Source organism: Emticicia sp. SJ17W-69, from assembly GCF_051209875.1.
Taxonomy (GTDB): Bacteria; Bacteroidota; Bacteroidia; order Cytophagales; family Spirosomataceae; genus Emticicia.
The window spans coordinates 4076970-4093948 of the sequence record NZ_JBNTQY010000001.1 but is presented as its reverse complement, the minus strand read 5'-3'; the positions used below and the strand labels follow the sequence as shown (position 1 = coordinate 4093948).

Genomic DNA, 16979 nt, shown 5'->3' with positions numbered 1-16979 from the left:
TAGAAGTTGATATTGTATAAAATTTATGAAATCCACATTCACGTATTTAATAATATTAACTTCATGTTTATTATCTTGTAATAAAACAACAAATGGCGATGGAAGATATTCATTTTACTATTGGAAGACTTCAGTTTCTTTAACTAAGAATGAAACTGACTTATTGACTAATGTACGTACTATCTATGTTAGGTATTTTGATATTAAATGGGACAAGAAACCAATACCAGTAGCTAAAGTTGATTTTACAAATTTCTCCTTCAAAAACACTTCAATAACTCCAGTTATCTATATTAAAAATGAGGTTTTTACAAATATTTCTGAGAAAGAAATAAGAGACCTTTCTAATCGAACACTCGAATTGCTAGATAAAATTAATACAATAATTGGCATTAAGAGTAACAAAGAAATTCAGATAGATTGTGACTGGAGCGATGAAACAAAGTCTAAATATTTTGATTTCTTGAAGAATTTAAAAGAGAAATATGAGCATACTATTTCTGTCACTATTCGATTACATCAAATAAAATATTACTCAAAAACTGGAATTCCTCCTTGCGATAAAGGAGTCCTAATGTTTTATAATATGGGTAAACTCGGAAATCTTGATAGAAATTCGATTTATAATAACTATGATGCAAGCCAATATGTCAAATATGTTAAAAATTACCCATTGTTTTTGGATGTTGCTTTACCAATTTTTCGTTGGGGATATGTTTTGAGAAATCGTAGAATTATTAATTTACTTTCAAAAATTGATGATGAAGAATTAAAGCGACAAATTTTTATAAAACAAATTGATAAACAACATTTTCAATTTTTAGAAGGGATGTATTGGAAAGGGATTTATTTTCAAAAAAATGATGAAATTGTTATTGAAAAAATCACCCAAAAAGAGCTTTTCCACGCGGCAAATTTGCTTTCAAAATATATAAAACATCCTTCAAATACTATATTTTTTGACTTAGACTCTGCAAATATTTCACATTTTTCACATGAAGAATTTTTTCAAGTCAGTTCTCTTTTCCGTTAGTGTCGTTTTATTTTTTGCATTTTGTGCCGATGGTGATTTTTTTAGTAATGGATATGGTCGAGATTATGATAATTCTCTATTTGCACCAGAACTTATTCAAGAAAAAAAACTTGAGCCTTTTTTCAGAACACCAACATCCTCATATTATGGTGATACTGAAAGAATTCAAGGATTTTATGAACAAAACACTACTGATTGGTATAATTATTTTGATAAACAACTTGATACTACAACTATCAAAAAAATGTTGTATTCAAGCACATTACCTCAAATAGATACACTGATTTTTTTCTTAAAAAATCCCAATATTCAAATTAGTGAACATTTAAGGAAAAATGCTATTTTGACTTATGATGATAAAGATAAAAGCCTTGATTTTTTGTTTTATTTGGGCTTTGCTCTTCGTTGTGAAATATTTTCTAATCATGCTAATAGCAATTGGAATTACGAACCTCTTACATTTAAAAACAATGATTTGCTTTTAAAATTGATTAAGGGAGGCAGTAGGCAAGAAGCAAATGTTAAATCTGTTTTTATCAAAGAACGTTATCTTTTTCAAGTAATACGTTTATTGTATTTCAATGAAGATTATAAAGGATGTGAGGCTTTTTTCATAAAAAACAAAGCTATTTTTAGCTCTAATAGTAACACTTATTATAGAGCATTGGGGTATGTAGCTGCTGCATTATATAAAAGGAAAGAGTATGCTACTTCAAATTATTATTATTCATTAATCTTTGAAAATTGCCAATTGATGCAAGAAACTGCTTTGTGGAGTTTTCATCCTCAAGAGGAAGCCGATTTTAAGTTATCATTGCTTTTAGCAAAAAACAATAAAGAAAAATCCACTCTGCTATTTATGATGGGCTATATAAACGACGAGGTTCGTGCAATTAAAGAAATAGCATCACTAAATATTGATAGTCCTTATCTTGATGTATTACTAACTCGTGCTATAAATAAAGAAGAGGAACGAATTTTAAATGGCTCAGCAATAGCGTTGGTAGATGAAAAGCTCAGTGTTGATTTAATACAGACAATTCAAAAAGGATTATTATATCAACAAAATAAAAAAGTAGCTATTTGGCATTTGGCTTTAGGCTATCTATTTAGTCTATCAAATGATTTGAAAAATGCAGAAATACAATTTGCACAAGCAGAAAGCAAATCATCTAATACACTTCTGAAAAATAGTATAACATTATATCGGGCTATTAATAAGATAAAAGCCCAAACAGTGTTAAATGAAAAAACAGAAATAGAATTATTACCTGCAATTCAATTAATATTAAAGGATGAAGCAGATATTTATTTAAGAAAAACTACAGCTAAACAGTGGTTAAGTAGTCGTTTTTCAATGATTTATAAAAAACAAAAAGAATATTTGAAAGCAGAATGCTGGGAAACTCATTGTGTAAAGTTTTTTTATGAAGACTATAACAATCTTGAGAAAACTATAAAATTTATCAATACACCTGCTAAGAATGAATATGAAAAACTCTTAAAAAAGCAATATGCTTATTCAGAAGATAGACTATTAGAAACCCAAGCTATTATCAATGTTTATGATGATAATATATCAGAAGGAATAATAAAACTCGAAAGAAATCCAAAAGCTGGAAATGATATTTTATTAGGCGACCCATTTCTTATACATATCAACGATTGTCATGATTGTGACCATGAAGCAGAACAAAAAGAGAAATTTACGATTTTATCTTTTTTGAAAAGAATGGATAATAAAAAAAGGGAGAGTAATAGACTTACAAATGCGGAAGAAAAAGCACGCTTATTATTTGAAGTGGCTAATGGTTATTACAATATTACGAATTTTGGTAATGCTCGAATATTTTATGAAACAGGCATTGCCTTTAATTATGACGTTAATTTCGACTATTTAGACTATCAGTCTGACGAAGAACGGAGTAGGTTAAATAGTAGGATATATGATTGTCAATTAGCCTCTAATTATTACAAAAAAGCCCTCGTAACAAGTAATAATATTGAATTTAAAGCAATGTGTACATTTATGCTTGCAAAATGCGAGCAAAATGAGTTTTATCGGATCAGACCTAAAAACTATAAAGGTGATTTTAAAGCAGGGAAATACTTTGCTGAATTAAAAACCAATTTTAAATCAACTAAATACTATCAAGAAATTATACATGAATGTGGTTATTTTACCACTTATTTAAATAAGAAGTAAAATGGTTTTAAGGAAAATATATTTAGTGTCACTTACAAGTTTTATTATACAAGTAAGTTCTTTTTCACAAGAAATAGATAGCGAATTTATTCTCAACGAAATAAAAGTATCAGTACAAAATGACCCAAAAAAGCATCTAAAAGAAAAGTTTGATGACATTCTTGATTTCAAAGGACATTATGATTTAAAAGAAAGAGCAGAATATTCAGACAATGAATTAAAGAAATATTTAGGTGATTTATGGGTTCTAAAGTACCAATATAAAATATCAGAAGATAAAACATTACTAAAACCTATTTTAGTGAAAAGTTTAGCAATAAATGAATCAATCTATGATTTTGCCAATAGAGAAAATGATTATCTGATAAATTATTTGAAAGTAATGCCTGAAGATTCTATTTTTTCAGAGAGTTTTCTGCCAATTATAATAACTTGGTCAAGAGATGTAAATGATTTATGTTTTCAATATTTTAAAAATATGTCATTAAAATCTTCTAAAAATAAGTATTTTCGAGATATGATTACTTATAGAAGATTTTTACAAAGTATTGAAAATTTGTATTTAAGTGATTTTTGTACTCAACAGTGGAATGATTTGAAAGGACTCGATTTGGATATAGAATCAAATGCAGATTTATTTGGGAGATTGACCTCTTTAGAAAATGATAAAATTTATGAATTATTAGAAGATAATAGTTATTATGATGGTAAATGCAGAGACTCGCTTTTAGTCAAATACACAAATAAATTATTATCACTTGATAAGCAAAAAATAGAAGAGATTTCGATCACTTTTTTTAAAAGACTCCTTACGATTTATGGAATAAAAAACTTGCCTGAAAAAGAACTTGAAAAATATCTTATCACAAGAGTAAAATGGCGTGTTATTAATTACATGAATAATATTTCATGGAATATCTATCAGGAAGACATGTACACTGACCTTTCGCTTAAATTAATAAATACAGCAATTAAAATAAAAGAAGAACCAGAATATTTTGACACAAAAGCACACATTTTGAACAGATTGAAAAAATATGATGAGGCAATTCAAGCGGAAGAAAGGGCGATTTTACTCTGTGGGAAATGTAAAAACATAGAAGAGTATAAAAAAACACTCAGAACAAAACTTCAAAAAAAATAGAATAGAGATATCCCGTAAATAATTTAAAAAATATTTTCACACAATATTTGCATATAAAAAAACAAAATCCTACCTTTGCATCCTCATTAAGAAACGGAGTAATCTTCTGTGGTCAAATGAAGTCTTGAATCATTCAGGAAACCAATTTGACTATTGACTGTTGAGAGTAAAATAAAGGGCATTGCTCTTTCAGAATTCACTCATTTGAAACGGTCTCCGAAAGCTATTGAACATTTACAGGAATCACAACAAGGCAACAAGGAATCATCCTGCACCTTATTACGACCTTACCCAAGTGGTTTGTTGTGCAAAGTTTAAGTTGATGAAAATCAACCTCTGAAAAAAAGTAAATTATTTTTGGCCTATAATTTGTTATCAAGCAAAATTTTTACGAATTTTGCACCCCAGTTCAGAAAGACTGTGCCGGAACGATTAGATTTATAGGTTACATTAGCAAAATAAAGCGTAAAATACCATGTCTGGAATTATTGGAAAGAAGGTTGGAATGACAACTATCTTCAACGCAGAAGGTCAAGCAGTACCTTGTACTTTGATAGAAGCAGGTCCTTGTGTTGTAACTCAGGTTCGTACCGAAGAGAAAGATGGCTACACTGCCATTCAATTAGGTTACGGCGAAAAGAAAGAGAAAAACACGAGCCGTCCACTTGTTGGTCACTTCAAAAAAGCGGGTACAACACCTAAGCGTAAATTGATTGAGTTCAAAGAATTTGAAAAACAATATAGTCTTGGAGAAACAATTCGTGTAGAAGATGTTTTTGCAGAAGGAGATTTCTTAGATGTATCTGGAAACTCTAAAGGACGTGGTTTTCAAGGGGTTGTGAAACGTCATGGATTTGCTGGGGTTGGTGGTCAAACACACGGTCAGCACAACAGAGGTCGTCACCCAGGTTCGATTGGAGCTTGTTCATTCCCATCACGTGTATTTAAAGGTGTTAGAATGGGTGGTCGTATGGGTAATACTCGTACTACAATTCAAAACTTGAAAGTATTGAAAGTGATGACAGAGCAAAATTTGATCATTGTGAATGGTTCAATTCCAGGAGCAAAGAACTCTTACATTACATTACATAAATAATACCCAAACTGATTTTCTATTTATTTAGAAATTAAGGGCTAAAGGTCGAAACTGAACGACATCGAAAAAATGCAGTAGATACCAATGAATTTATCAGTAATAAACAAAGACGGAAAAGAAACAGGTCGCACGGCAACGTTGGCAGACGATGTTTTCGGAATCGAGCCAAACCAACACGTAGTTTACTTAGATGTAAAACACTATTTGGCTAACCAACGTCAAGGTACGCACAAGGCAAAACAAAGAGCAGAAGTCAATCGTTCTACTAAGAAGATTGTTCGTCAAAAAGGTTCAGGCGGTGCTCGTCACGGCTCAACCAAAGCTCCAATTTTCGTAGGTGGTGGTCGTGTATTCGGTCCAACTCCACGTGATTACGACTTCAAATTGAATAAAAAAATCAAGGTTTTAGCTCGTAAATCAGTTCTTTCTTCAAGAGTAAAAGAAAATAATGTTTCAATCATTGAAGACTTTACTTTCTCTGCTCCAAAAACAAAATCATACTTAACATTTCTTGGTGCATTGTCATTGACAGGTAGCAAAACATTGTTTATCATTCCAACTTATGATGATAATGTTTACTTATCGGCTCGTAATATCCCAAAAACAAAAGTATTAAGTGCAGACGAAGTAAGTACGTATGACTTGATTAATGCTGACAAAATCTTAATCAGCGAAGGTGCAATATCAAAAATTGAATCAATATTGAACTAAGCTTTAGTCTTAATTCATAAATTATACAGAAATGAGCGTACTCAAAAGACCAATCGTTACCGAAAAATCACAAAAGCTTACCACAACTGGTAAATTTGTGTTCGAGGTGGACATGAACGCAAACAAAATCGAAATCGGAAAAGCAGTTGAGAAAATGTATGGTGTTAGCGTTACAGACGTAAACACTGTTCGTCAAATCGGCAAAAAGAAATCGAGAATGACACGTGGAAGAGCATCATCAGGTTTAACATCAACCTTCAAAAAAGCAATCGTTACGCTTAAAGAAGGAGATATGATTGACTTCTACGAAAATTTGTAAGCCTACTCTTTTAAAGGAGTAAAATAATAAGAGCTTAGAAAAAAGTATATCTACTTTAAGTAGGTGCAAAATTTCAAACGCAAATTAAAATTCCCTTACTGTCTTTAAGACACAAGGTATTGAAACAATGGGTATCAAGAAAATTAAACCAAACACACCCGGTCAACGTCACCGCATTGCTCCTGATTTCTCTGAAATCACGGCAAGCAAGCCTGAAAGAAGTTTGATCGTATCAATCAAAAAGTCGGGTGGACGTAACAACGAAGGACACCGTACAGCTCGCTATATCGGTGGAGGCCACAAACGCAAATATCGTTTGATTGACTTCAAAAGAAATAAATTTGATGTTTCGGCTGAAGTAAAGACTATTGAGTATGATCCAAACCGTACGGCTCGTATCGCTTTAGTACAATATACAGACGGCGAAAAAGCTTATATCATTGCTCCTCAAGGTTTGAAAGTAGGTCAATCAATCATCTCAGGTTCATCAGTTGCTCCTGAAATTGGTAACTCACTTCCAATCGGCAATATGCCACTTGGTACAATCATTCACAATATCGAGTTACAACCTGGCAAAGGTGCTCAAATGGCACGTAGTGCAGGTACATACGCTCAAGTATTGGCGAAAGATGGCAAATATGTTACTTTGAAAATGCCATCAGGCGAAATGAGAATGGTTTTAGCAACTTGTATCGCAACTGTTGGAACTGTTTCAAATGCAGACCACATGAACGTAACCTACGGAAAGGCAGGTCGTAAGCGTTGGTTAGGTGTTCGTCCAAGAGTTCGTGGTGTAGCTATGAACCCAGTTGATCACCCGATGGGTGGTGGTGAAGGTCGTGCTTCGGGAGGTCATCCACGTTCACGTAACGGTTTATTAGCGAAAGGTAAGAAGACTCGTGACAAAACTAAGCCTTCAACTCAGTTAATCATTTCAAGAAGAAGTAAATAATCATTAAGCAGTTTTAAAGTTTTGATTTCTTTAGAATTCAGAACTCAAAACTCAGAACTTAGAACTATAAAATGGCTCGTTCACTCAAAAAAGGACCATATATTGATTTTCGCCTCGACAAGAAAATTGTTGATATGAATAACTCAGGCAAAAAATCAGTAATCAAAACGTGGTCACGTCGCTCAATGATTTCTCCAGATTTCATTGGTCACACCTTCGCAGTACACAACGGAAATAAATTTATTCCTGTTTATGTAACTGATAACATGGTAGGACACAAACTTGGTGAGTTTTCACCAACCCGTAACTTCCGTGGTCACGTAGCAAAGAAAGATAAAGGTAAAAGATAGTTATGAGTTATGAGTTATGAATTATGAGTTTTTGAATTCTTGTTCATAATACTCTTTTCATTCATAATTCATAATTCAAAATTCATAATTCAAAAAATGGAAGCAGTAGCAAAACTTAGTGATTACCCTACCACACCTCGTAAGGCAAGATTAGTAATCGACCTTATCAGAGGCATGAAGGTAAGTCAGGCTTTAGGGATTTTGACATTTCAACCTCAACATTCCGCACCAGTCATTAAAAAAGTCTTATTATCAGCTGTAGCCAACTGGCAACAAAAGAACGAAGACACGAAAATTGAAGACGCCGATTTAATCGTAAAAACAATTTTCATTGATGGTGGTCGTATGTTGAAGCGTATGAGACCAGCTCCGCAAGGACGTGGACATCGTATCCGCAAGCGTTCACATCACCTGACAATCGTTGTAGATAGTGCAGTTTAATTCATCAAATAGCAAACGATATACTACTCGTATTGCTTAATAAAGTAAAGAAAATTACCAATGGGACAAAAAATAAATCCTGTAAGTTTTAGACTTGGCTATATCAGAGGTTGGGATTCCAATTGGTATGGTGGCAAAACATTTGCCGAGAAACTCGTCGAGGATCAAGAAATTCGTAAGTACGTTTCAGCTCGTATTCCAAAAGGTGCCATTTCGAAAGTAGTTATCGAGCGTACCTTAAAACGTATCACGCTTACTATCCATACTGCACGCCCAGGCGTTGTCATTGGAAAAGGTGGTAACGAGGTCGATAAGATCAAGGAAGAGCTTAAAAAATTGACGAGTAAAGATGTGCAAATTAACATCTACGAAATTAAACGTCCAGAATTGGATGCGAAATTAATCGGAGAATCAATTGCACAACAACTCGAAGCTCGTATCTCTTACCGCCGTGCCATGAAACAAGCTATCCAAGCCGCTGTTCGTGTAGGTGCTCAAGGTATTAAAGTTAAATTAGGTGGTCGTTTGGCAGGTGCCGAAATGGCTCGTAATGAAATGTATAAAGAAGGTCGTATTCCTTTGCATACAATTCGTGCAGACATCGACTACGCTATCTCAGAAGCTTTAACTGTTTACGGAAAAATCGGTATTAAAGTTTGGGTTTTCAAAGGAGAAGTTTTTGGAAAACGTGATTTGACTCCAGCAGGTGGTGGTACTGCCCAAGCTAACTCTGAAAGAGGAAACGAAGGCGGTGGAAATCGTGGCGGACGTGATGACCGTAGAGGCGGCGGACGTGATGGAGGTCGTGATGATCGCAGAGGTGGTCGTGATGACAAAGGTGGAGATAGAGGCGGTCGCAACAATAATCGTGGCGGTGGTCAAGGCGGTAACAACCGTAACAATAACAATAGAGGTACAGGTCCAAATAAGAGATAAACAGACTAAATGGTTTCAAGTGACGAATTTCGAATTTTCGAGTTTACCATTGAAACTTTAAAATCTGAAACTTGAAACTAAGCACAAAGTGCTGAAAATATAATAGCGTCATGTTACAACCAAGAAGAACCAAATTCCGTAAGCAACAAAAAGGCAGAATCAAAGGTCTTGCCACTCGTGGACACGAGATCGCTTTCGGAACATTCGCTATCAAATCTTTGGAGCCAGGTAGAATTACCTCTCGTCAGATTGAAGCAGCACGTATCGGTGTTACCCGTGCAATGAAGCGTGAAGGACAAGTATGGATTCGTATTTTTCCTGACAAACCTATCACAAAGAAACCTTTAGAGGTTCGTATGGGTAAAGGTAAAGGTGCTCCTGAATACTGGGTAGCCAGTGTTAAACCAGGTACAATTTTATTTGAAGCAACAGGTGTATCAGTTGAATTAGCAAGCGAAGCACTTCGTTTAGCTGCTCAAAAGCTACCTGTTCAAACAAAATTCATTGTACGCAGAGACTACCAAGAAGAAGCAGAATAATAATAATAGTTCTGAGTTCTGAGTTCTGAGTATAGGTAAAAGGCAATAGGTTTAAAATCCTAAATCCTAAATCCTAATTCCTAATTCCTGACTCAGTTAAGTTTAAATAATCAAATGAAACAGTCAGAAATCAAAGCATTGTCGTCTGAGCAGCTTGAGCAAAATATCTCTCTTGAAAAAGACAGAATTTTAAAATTACAATTTGCTCATGCAATTACACCCATCGAAAATCCGATGCGTATTCGTCAATCTCGCCGATTGATAGCTCAATTGATGACCGAATTGAACGCAAGATAAATTATAGAAATCCCTGATAAATCAGGAAATTAAGTATCTGAACAATGGAAAGAAATCTTAGAAAAGAGCGTATCGGAACGGTAGTAAGCAACAAGATGGACAAATCTGGTGTTGTAACTGTTGTTCGTAAATTGAAGCATCCGAAATACGGAAAGTTTATGCTCAAAACCAAGAAGTTTATGTTCCATGACGAAAAGAATGAAGCTGGTATCGGTGATACTGTTAAGATTCAGGAAACTCGTCCATTGAGCAAAAACAAGAATTGGAGATTAGTAGAAATCGTAGAAAAAGCGAAGTAATTATTTTGCTTTTAGCGATTAGCCTTTAGTATTTGACTTTCATTAATGATGGTTAATATCTAATTGCCAATAGCTAACAGCCCAAAAGCAATAAAACAATGTTACAGCAAGAATCAAGAGCAGGTGTTGCCGATAATAGTGGTGCAAAAGAAGTGCTTGTCATCCGTGTATTGGGTGGCACACGCAAACGTTATGCCTCAATCGGTGATAAAGTTGTCGTTACTGTGAAATCAGCCCTATCTTCTTCTAATATGAAGAAAGGTACTGTGTCGAAAGCTGTTGTTGTGAGAACAACGAAAGAAGTTCGTCGCAAGGATGGTACATATATTCGATTTGAAGACAACGCAGTCGTACTATTAAACAACCAAGATGAGCCACGTGGCACTCGTATTTTTGGACCTGTTGCTCGCGAATTGCGTGAGAAACAATTCATGAAAATCGTTTCTCTGGCTCCTGAAGTTCTTTAATTTGAATTAATTGAGATTGGGAAATTTATGTTTCCACTATTTCATTCTCAAATTATAAAATTTCAAAATTTTCAAATTCAAAAGTAATGGAAAGAAAATTCAATAAGCAGCAGAAACAACATGTACGCTCAGGCGATACTGTTGAAGTTATCGCTGGTAACGCAAAAGGAAAGCGTGGTCGCATCATCGAGGTGATCTCTGAAAAACAACGTGTTGTTGTTGATGGTGTAAACATCCACAAAAAACACGTAAAACCTTCTGCTTCAACACCACAAGGCGAAATCCGTGAATTCCCTGGTTCGATTCACATCAGTAATGTAATGGTAGTTGATCCTTCAACAGGCAATGCTACACGTACAGGACGTAAAGAAAACGACAAAGGTAAATTACAAAGATTCTCGAAAGAGACAGGTAAATTTATATAATAATTTCTCCTAAATGTTTGAATTAATTTTACTTCTATTTCGGAAGTATCTATTAAATTAAGCATAGGGGTGAGGGTCGGAAATCCTCAGTAAAAAACCAAGTAAAAATGGCACGTTTAAGAGAAAAATACACAAAAGAAGTAGTTCCAGCTTTGAAAGAGAAGTTTGGCTACAAATCAGTGATGCAAGTTCCGGTAATACAAAAAATTGTAGTTAACCGTGGCGTTGGTGCAGCAACTGGAGACAAGAAATTAATTGATAGTAGCTTGGAAGAAATTACCACGATTACTGGTCAAAAAGCAGTAGCAACCCTTTCAAAGAAAGCCGTATCAAACTTCAAACTTCGTGAAAATATGCCAATCGGTGTAAAAGTAACTTTGCGTGGAGATAAAATGTACGAATTCCTTGATCGTTTGACAGCCATTGCTCTTCCACGTGTACGTGACTTCAAAGGTATCAGTGATAAAGGATTTGATGGTCGTGGAAATTATACCTTTGGTGTAAAAGAACAAATCATTTTCCCTGAGATTTCAATTGATAAAATTTCAAAAATCCAAGGGATGGATATAACGTTTGTAACGACAGCAACAACTGATGCAGAAGGATACGAACTATTGAAAGCAATGGGTATGCCATTTGCAAGCATTAAGAAATAATATTCAGATTTCGATATTTATAATTTAGTCATACAATGGCAAAAGAATCAATAAAAGCAAGAGATAGAAAAAAAGCGGCTTGTGTAGCAAAATATGCTGCCAAACGTGCTGCCTTGAAAGAAGCAGGTGATCTTATTGGCTTAGACAAATTACCCCGCAACGCATCACCAGTTCGTTTACACAATCGTTGTCAACTCACAGGTCGTCCGAGAGGTTATATGCGTAAATTTGGAATCAACCGTGTTACCTTCCGTGAAATGGCTGGTAAAGGGTTAATCCCTGGCGTTACCAAAGCATCTTGGTAATAATGATTTAATTGTTGCTGCTCAATATTAATATTCTTTGAAAATATTATGTTTATTCAAGAATATTTATTTTTTAGCAATAATAAAGTTTCATTATAATACTATTTATAAAAATATTCTCTAATTTTGCAGCCCAATTAAGAAAGTCGTGCTCACGATACTACTTAATGTTGGCTTAGGTATCCAAAATTAAATATCAAAAATGATTACAACGGATCCAATAGCAGACTTCCTTACCAGAATCAGAAATGCCATAAAGGCACGTCATAGAGTGGTAGAAATTCCTGCTTCGAACATCAAAAAAGCGATTACTCAAGTACTTTACGATAAAGGCTTTATTCAAAGTTATAAATTCGAAGAAGTTGCTCCTCAAGGTGTAATCAAAATCGCATTAAAGTATAATCCAGTTACGAAACAATCTGCAATCGTAGAATTGAAGCGTGTTTCAAAACCAGGTTTACGTAAATATGCTGGTACAACCGAAATTCCACGTGTAATCAATGGCTTAGGCATTGCTATCGTTTCGACTTCAAAAGGAGTAATGACAGACAAAGAAGCTCGTGCATTGAAAGTAGGTGGTGAAGTATTGTGCTACGTGTATTAATCCATTAAAATAGTTCTTTTTCGTTGACCGCTCTTAATAACTCGTCATTTCGACGAAAGTGTTCTGAAGCCTTAAACTATCAAAAAATGTCAAGAATTGGTAAAAAACCAGTTACCCTTCCAGGTGGTGTAACAATCTCAGTAGATGCACAAAACATCGTTACTGTAAAAGGACCGAAGGGAGAACTAACACAAAAAGTTGATCCAGATATGTCAATTGCTATCGAAGGTAGCGAATTGAAAGTTGACAGACCAACTGAACAAAAACGTCACAAAGCTCTTCATGGGTTGTATCGTTCTTTAATTAATAACATGGTTATTGGTGTAAGTACAGGTTACAAAACTGAAATGGAGATTGTTGGGGTAGGGTATAAGGCTACTAATAATGGTAATGTCCTTGATCTTAGCTTAGGTTTTTCTCACAACGTTTATTTCGTTGTACCATCAGAGTTGAAAGTAACAACTGCAATGGAAAAAGGTAAAAACCCGATGGTTACGCTTGAAGGTACAGACAAACAACTGATTGGTTTGGTAGCTTCAAAAATCAAATCACTTCGTAAAGTTGAGCCATACAAAGGAAAAGGTATTCGTTTTGTTGGTGAAGTTATACGTCGTAAGGCTGGTAAAACCTCAGGTAAGAAGAAATAATCATTAGACACAAGACGAAAGAAATAATTCGATTATTTCTGAAAATCTCAAAATAGCAAAAACAATGTCAAGTGTAAAAACTGATAGAAGACAAAAGATAAAATGGAGTATCCGTCGCAAAGTTTCAGGTACATCTGAGAGACCTCGCTTGTCGGTATTCCGCTCAAATACTGCCATCTACGCCCAATTAATTGATGATTCAAAAGGTGTTACTTTGGCTGCTACTTCAACTACGGAGTTGGGTTTGAAAGGTGTGAAAGTTGATAACTCTAAAGAAGTTGGCAAAAAAATAGCTGAAAAGGCTACTGAAAAAGGTATTTTAGCTTGTGTATTTGACCGTAACGGTTATTTATATCATGGTAACGTGAAGGCTGTGGCAGAAGGTGCCAGAGAAGGCGGTTTAAAATTCTAATCTTGAAATTCTGAATCAATGAACAAAGCAAAAGTAAACGAGGCAGAACTCAAAGAAAGAGTAGTCGCCATTAATCGTGTAGCAAAAGTAGTAAAAGGTGGACGTCGTTTTAGTTTCTCTGCAATTGTCGTTTTAGGTGATGGCAAAGGAGTTGTAGGACAAGGCCTTGGTAAAGCAAATGAGGTAACTGACGCAATTGCAAAAGCAATTGAAGATGCTAAGAAAAACTTAGTTTCTGTGCCAATTATCAATGATACTGTGCCTCATGAAATCCACGGTAAATTCTCAGGTGGATTTGTGTTCGTAAAACCAGCAGCTCCTGGTACAGGTATTATTGCAGGTGGTGCGATGCGTGCAGTTTTAGAAGCAGCCGGTGTACACAATGTATTGGCAAAATCTAAAGGCTCATCAAATCCTCATAACGTTGTAAAAGCAACAATTGATGCACTTAGTCAAATGCGTGCACCACATACAATTGCTTTCCAACGTAGTGTGAAAATGAATAAAGTATTTAACGGATAATTTATTAGTTCAAAGTTCAGTCTTCAACGTTCGATGTTTACATCGAGCATCGAACATCGAATTTTGAACCTTTGAATAAATAATAAAATGGCAAAGGTAAAAATTACTCAAGTAAGAAGTACAATTGGCAGACCAGAAGTTCAAAAACGCACGATTGCTGCTTTAGGACTTGGAAAACTGAACCGTACAATAGAAAAAGAACTGAATCCTGCAATGCAAGGGATGATTAACTCAGTGAAACACTTGTTAGTCATTGAAGAAGCGTAAGCTATTCAAAGTTTTATTCTTAAAATTGGTAATTATAAAAGAGTTCTATCATTTTAGATTTTTCTAATAAAATGATAATTACTAATTAATAATTACCAAAGGCATAGCCGAGTAGTTCCGAAAATCGGAATTGCGTATTTAATAACCGATTAAAATAATCGTATTACAATGAAATTAGAGTCATTACAACCCGCAAAAGGTTCAGTAAAAGCAAATGATAGAGTAGGACGTGGACATGGTTCTGGCGGTGGCGGAACAGCAAAACGTGGTCATAAAGGAGCAAAATCTCGCTCAGGATATAGCCAAAAACGTGGTTTTGAAGGTGGTCAAATGCCTTTACAACGTCGTGTTCCTAAGTTTGGTTTCAAAAATATCAATCGTGTAGAATACAAAGCGATTAACTTAGATACAATCCAAGCTCTTTTTGATAAAACAGGTATTAATAATATAGATTTAGGAGTATTGTACAACAATGGTCTTACTTCAAAATCAGATTTAGTTAAAATCTTAGGTCGTGGTGAATTGACAGCAGTTGTTAACTTACGTGCCAATGCTTTTTCAACATCTGCTATCGCAGCCATTGAAAAATTAGGTGGTTCTGCAACTGTAGATGCTACTTTCAATAAGGAAGCATCTGCTCCTGTTGCTAAAGTTGCTGCACCGATAGTTGAAGAAGCAGTTGTTGAAGCAAAACCTAAAAAAGCAAAGAAAGTAGCAGAAGGAGATGATTTGAAATTAATCGAAGGTGTTGGTCCAAAAATTGCAGATTTGCTAATTAACGCAGGAGTTATTACTTTTGCAGATTTAGCAGCAACACCAGCAGAGAAAGTTAAAGAAATTCTTGATGCAGCAGGTTCAAAATTTGCTATGCACGACCCAACTACTTGGGCATCTCAAGCTGAATTAGCTCGTGATGGTAAGTGGGATGAGTTGAAGGAATTGCAAGACAAACTCAACGCAGGTAAAGCTGAGTAATTTCACTTAAACGCCTTGTTTTTCCTAAAAAAATGAACAAATTCATTACGACACTCCGAAACATTTGGTCAATTGAAGAATTAAGAAATCGTATTCTTCAAACCATTTTGATTATTCTTATTTTCCGAATTGGTTCACACGTGGTTTTACCGGGTGTTGATGTAGCTAAACTCAAAGACCTTACCGAAAGCAATGGCTTATTAGGTCTTTTGAATACTTTAGTTGGTGGTGCTTTTAAGAATGCCTCAATTATGGCATTGGGTATTATGCCCTATATTTCAGCGTCAATCGCTATTCAATTATTAACGCTTGCATTGCCTTATTTTAGTAAATTACAAAAAGAAGGTGAGTCAGGTCGTAGAAAATTGAATCAAATTACTCGCTGGTTAACAATTGCGGTTGCTGCGGCTCAAGCACTTACTTACGTACGTGCAACGATCCCAACTGATGCAATTATGATTGGTCAAGGCCTTTTCTATGTAAGTTCAGTATTACTTATTGTTGCAGGCACAGTGATGTGTATGTGGTTAGGTGAAAGAATGACAGAAAAGGGCGTCGGAAATGGAATATCAATGATGATTATGATTGGTATTGTTTCAAGATTTCCTGGAGCAATTATTGGTGAGGCACAATCAAGAGGTGGAAATGGTCAAATCTTATTTTTTATTCTTGAAATTGTAGCTTTATTTATGGTTGTTTTGTTTGCTGTGGCCATTACACAAGCAACCCGCAGAATTCCTGTTCAGTATGCTAAACAAATCGTTGGGAATAAAGTAGTGACAGGTCAGCGTCAATATTTACCACTAAAATTAAATATCGCAGGTGTAATGCCAATCATTTTTGGTCAAGCATTGATGTTTATACCAGGTTTAGTTCTGACTTATTTAGCTGACAGTACAAAAAGTGATACTTTTCAAAGCTGGGCAATTATCATGAATAGCCCTACCTCTTGGCAATATTGTATCATTTATGCTATTTTGATTATTGGTTTTACATTCTTCTATACAGCGATTTCGATTAATCCAAATCAAATTGCTGACGACATGAAGAGAGGTGGTGGATTTATTCCAGGAGTTAAACCTGGACAACCAACATCAGACTTTATCGCTAATATTTTAGATAGAATTACTTTACCTGGCGGTGTTTTATTAGCAGTAATAGCAATCTTACCAGCATTAGCAGGTTTATTAGGAATGACACAAGGATTTGCATCGTTCTTCGGTGGTACCTCTTTGTTAATCTTAGTAGGTGTTGTATTAGATACATTACAACAAATTGAAAGTTATCTATTGATGAAACGTTACGAAGGTCTGATGGAATCAGGAAGGATTCAAGGTCGTCAGACTGTTTCAAATATACCAGTCTAAGGTAAATAA

General features: G+C 34.8%; 23 protein-coding genes and 1 pseudogene. All 24 read left to right on the top strand.

Annotation, left to right across the window (positions count from 1 at the left end; genetic code table 11):
• Positions 1–25 precede the first annotated feature (25 nt).
• Positions 26–1033 carry a hypothetical protein gene (locus tag ACQUQZ_RS16540; protein WP_435356130.1) on the top strand — a complete coding sequence of 336 codons (1008 nt, stop codon included), beginning with the start codon at positions 26–28 and terminating at the stop codon, positions 1031–1033.
• Complete coding sequence (locus ACQUQZ_RS16535) at positions 996–3239, top strand: hypothetical protein (protein WP_435356129.1); 2244 nt, start codon at positions 996–998, stop codon at positions 3237–3239. Before ACQUQZ_RS16540 ends, ACQUQZ_RS16535 begins: the two co-directional genes overlap by 38 nt.
• Position 3240: 1 nt before the next feature.
• The gene (locus tag ACQUQZ_RS16530; RefSeq protein ID WP_435356128.1) at positions 3241–4383 is read left to right on the top strand and encodes a hypothetical protein; all 1143 of its coding nucleotides are present in this window, start codon (positions 3241–3243) and stop codon (positions 4381–4383) included.
• A 475-nt stretch (positions 4384–4858) separates the two neighbouring features.
• Positions 4859–5479, top strand: coding sequence for a 50S ribosomal protein L3 (rplC, locus tag ACQUQZ_RS16525; RefSeq protein ID WP_435356127.1), 621 nt, complete (start codon positions 4859–4861; stop codon positions 5477–5479).
• An 84-nt stretch (positions 5480–5563) separates the two neighbouring features.
• Positions 5564–6190 (top strand): 50S ribosomal protein L4, encoded by a 627-nt coding sequence (rplD, locus tag ACQUQZ_RS16520; RefSeq protein ID WP_435356126.1) that lies wholly within the window; start codon positions 5564–5566, stop codon positions 6188–6190.
• A gap of 31 nt (positions 6191–6221) precedes the next feature.
• The gene (gene rplW, locus ACQUQZ_RS16515) at positions 6222–6509 is read left to right on the top strand and encodes a 50S ribosomal protein L23 (protein WP_435356125.1); all 288 of its coding nucleotides are present in this window, start codon (positions 6222–6224) and stop codon (positions 6507–6509) included.
• A 127-nt stretch (positions 6510–6636) separates the two neighbouring features.
• On the top strand, positions 6637–7461 hold the full coding sequence (gene rplB, locus ACQUQZ_RS16510) for a 50S ribosomal protein L2 (protein WP_435356124.1): 825 nt from the start codon (positions 6637–6639) through the stop codon (positions 7459–7461).
• A gap of 71 nt (positions 7462–7532) precedes the next feature.
• Positions 7533–7811, top strand: a complete 279-nt coding sequence (gene rpsS / locus ACQUQZ_RS16505; RefSeq protein ID WP_238804278.1) for a 30S ribosomal protein S19 — start codon at positions 7533–7535, stop codon at positions 7809–7811.
• Between the two features lie 96 nt (positions 7812–7907).
• Positions 7908–8252, top strand: a complete 345-nt coding sequence (gene rplV, locus ACQUQZ_RS16500) for a 50S ribosomal protein L22 (RefSeq protein WP_435356123.1) — start codon at positions 7908–7910, stop codon at positions 8250–8252.
• Between the two features lie 60 nt (positions 8253–8312).
• Positions 8313–9188, top strand: a complete 876-nt coding sequence (gene rpsC, locus ACQUQZ_RS16495) for a 30S ribosomal protein S3 (protein WP_435356122.1) — start codon at positions 8313–8315, stop codon at positions 9186–9188.
• A 110-nt stretch (positions 9189–9298) separates the two neighbouring features.
• Positions 9299–9727: a 50S ribosomal protein L16 gene (rplP, locus tag ACQUQZ_RS16490; protein ID WP_435356121.1), complete on the top strand. Its 429-nt coding sequence runs from the start codon at positions 9299–9301 to the stop codon at positions 9725–9727.
• Between the two features lie 114 nt (positions 9728–9841).
• Positions 9842–10024 (top strand): 50S ribosomal protein L29, encoded by a 183-nt coding sequence (gene rpmC / locus ACQUQZ_RS16485; RefSeq protein ID WP_435356120.1) that lies wholly within the window; start codon positions 9842–9844, stop codon positions 10022–10024.
• 44 nt (positions 10025–10068) lie between these two features.
• On the top strand, positions 10069–10323 hold the full coding sequence (gene rpsQ, locus ACQUQZ_RS16480) for a 30S ribosomal protein S17 (RefSeq protein WP_435356119.1): 255 nt from the start codon (positions 10069–10071) through the stop codon (positions 10321–10323).
• 98 nt (positions 10324–10421) lie between these two features.
• Positions 10422–10790 carry a 50S ribosomal protein L14 gene (gene rplN, locus ACQUQZ_RS16475; RefSeq protein WP_015027362.1) on the top strand — a complete coding sequence of 123 codons (369 nt, stop codon included), beginning with the start codon at positions 10422–10424 and terminating at the stop codon, positions 10788–10790.
• 86 nt (positions 10791–10876) lie between these two features.
• Positions 10877–11215 carry a 50S ribosomal protein L24 gene (gene rplX / locus ACQUQZ_RS16470; RefSeq protein WP_435356118.1) on the top strand — a complete coding sequence of 113 codons (339 nt, stop codon included), beginning with the start codon at positions 10877–10879 and terminating at the stop codon, positions 11213–11215.
• A gap of 107 nt (positions 11216–11322) precedes the next feature.
• On the top strand, positions 11323–11871 hold the full coding sequence (rplE, locus tag ACQUQZ_RS16465; protein WP_435356117.1) for a 50S ribosomal protein L5: 549 nt from the start codon (positions 11323–11325) through the stop codon (positions 11869–11871).
• A gap of 35 nt (positions 11872–11906) precedes the next feature.
• Positions 11907–12176: a 30S ribosomal protein S14 gene (gene rpsN, locus ACQUQZ_RS16460; protein WP_435356116.1), complete on the top strand. Its 270-nt coding sequence runs from the start codon at positions 11907–11909 to the stop codon at positions 12174–12176.
• 202 nt (positions 12177–12378) lie between these two features.
• Positions 12379–12780, top strand: a complete 402-nt coding sequence (rpsH, locus tag ACQUQZ_RS16455) for a 30S ribosomal protein S8 (RefSeq protein ID WP_435356115.1) — start codon at positions 12379–12381, stop codon at positions 12778–12780.
• 86 nt (positions 12781–12866) lie between these two features.
• Complete coding sequence (rplF, locus tag ACQUQZ_RS16450) at positions 12867–13427, top strand: 50S ribosomal protein L6 (protein ID WP_435356114.1); 561 nt, start codon at positions 12867–12869, stop codon at positions 13425–13427.
• Between the two features lie 64 nt (positions 13428–13491).
• Positions 13492–13839 (top strand): 50S ribosomal protein L18, encoded by a 348-nt coding sequence (gene rplR / locus ACQUQZ_RS16445; RefSeq protein WP_435356113.1) that lies wholly within the window; start codon positions 13492–13494, stop codon positions 13837–13839.
• A gap of 18 nt (positions 13840–13857) precedes the next feature.
• Positions 13858–14361, top strand: a complete 504-nt coding sequence (gene rpsE / locus ACQUQZ_RS16440) for a 30S ribosomal protein S5 (protein ID WP_435356112.1) — start codon at positions 13858–13860, stop codon at positions 14359–14361.
• A gap of 87 nt (positions 14362–14448) precedes the next feature.
• On the top strand, positions 14449–14628 hold the full coding sequence (gene rpmD, locus ACQUQZ_RS16435; RefSeq protein ID WP_435356111.1) for a 50S ribosomal protein L30: 180 nt from the start codon (positions 14449–14451) through the stop codon (positions 14626–14628).
• Between the two features lie 168 nt (positions 14629–14796).
• Positions 14797–15231: pseudogene (rplO, locus tag ACQUQZ_RS16430) on the top strand (50S ribosomal protein L15); the annotation flags it as partial.
• Between the two features lie 404 nt (positions 15232–15635).
• Positions 15636–16970 carry a preprotein translocase subunit SecY gene (gene secY, locus ACQUQZ_RS16425; protein ID WP_435356110.1) on the top strand — a complete coding sequence of 445 codons (1335 nt, stop codon included), beginning with the start codon at positions 15636–15638 and terminating at the stop codon, positions 16968–16970.
• The last annotated feature ends 9 nt before the right edge of the window (positions 16971–16979 follow it).

Coding starts and splice junctions, on each gene's coding strand:
- ACQUQZ_RS16535 (WP_435356129.1), top strand. CDS start 996: ATGAAGAATTTTTTCAAGTCAGTTCTCTTTTCCGTTAGTGTCGTTTTA.
- rplC (WP_435356127.1), top strand. CDS start 4,859: ATGTCTGGAATTATTGGAAAGAAGGTTGGAATGACAACTATCTTCAAC.
- rplD (WP_435356126.1), top strand. CDS start 5,564: ATGAATTTATCAGTAATAAACAAAGACGGAAAAGAAACAGGTCGCACG.
- rplF (WP_435356114.1), top strand. CDS start 12,867: ATGTCAAGAATTGGTAAAAAACCAGTTACCCTTCCAGGTGGTGTAACA.
- rplX (WP_435356118.1), top strand. CDS start 10,877: ATGGAAAGAAAATTCAATAAGCAGCAGAAACAACATGTACGCTCAGGC.
- ACQUQZ_RS16530 (WP_435356128.1), top strand. CDS start 3,241: ATGGTTTTAAGGAAAATATATTTAGTGTCACTTACAAGTTTTATTATA.
- rpmC (WP_435356120.1), top strand. CDS start 9,842: ATGAAACAGTCAGAAATCAAAGCATTGTCGTCTGAGCAGCTTGAGCAA.
- rpmD (WP_435356111.1), top strand. CDS start 14,449: ATGGCAAAGGTAAAAATTACTCAAGTAAGAAGTACAATTGGCAGACCA.
- rpsS (WP_238804278.1), top strand. CDS start 7,533: ATGGCTCGTTCACTCAAAAAAGGACCATATATTGATTTTCGCCTCGAC.
- rplN (WP_015027362.1), top strand. CDS start 10,422: ATGTTACAGCAAGAATCAAGAGCAGGTGTTGCCGATAATAGTGGTGCA.
- rplB (WP_435356124.1), top strand. CDS start 6,637: ATGGGTATCAAGAAAATTAAACCAAACACACCCGGTCAACGTCACCGC.
- rpsC (WP_435356122.1), top strand. CDS start 8,313: ATGGGACAAAAAATAAATCCTGTAAGTTTTAGACTTGGCTATATCAGA.
- rplW (WP_435356125.1), top strand. CDS start 6,222: ATGAGCGTACTCAAAAGACCAATCGTTACCGAAAAATCACAAAAGCTT.
- rplR (WP_435356113.1), top strand. CDS start 13,492: ATGTCAAGTGTAAAAACTGATAGAAGACAAAAGATAAAATGGAGTATC.
- rplP (WP_435356121.1), top strand. CDS start 9,299: ATGTTACAACCAAGAAGAACCAAATTCCGTAAGCAACAAAAAGGCAGA.
- rpsE (WP_435356112.1), top strand. CDS start 13,858: ATGAACAAAGCAAAAGTAAACGAGGCAGAACTCAAAGAAAGAGTAGTC.
- rplE (WP_435356117.1), top strand. CDS start 11,323: ATGGCACGTTTAAGAGAAAAATACACAAAAGAAGTAGTTCCAGCTTTG.
- rpsH (WP_435356115.1), top strand. CDS start 12,379: ATGATTACAACGGATCCAATAGCAGACTTCCTTACCAGAATCAGAAAT.
- rpsQ (WP_435356119.1), top strand. CDS start 10,069: ATGGAAAGAAATCTTAGAAAAGAGCGTATCGGAACGGTAGTAAGCAAC.
- rplV (WP_435356123.1), top strand. CDS start 7,908: ATGGAAGCAGTAGCAAAACTTAGTGATTACCCTACCACACCTCGTAAG.
- secY (WP_435356110.1), top strand. CDS start 15,636: ATGAACAAATTCATTACGACACTCCGAAACATTTGGTCAATTGAAGAA.
- rpsN (WP_435356116.1), top strand. CDS start 11,907: ATGGCAAAAGAATCAATAAAAGCAAGAGATAGAAAAAAAGCGGCTTGT.
- ACQUQZ_RS16540 (WP_435356130.1), top strand. CDS start 26: ATGAAATCCACATTCACGTATTTAATAATATTAACTTCATGTTTATTA.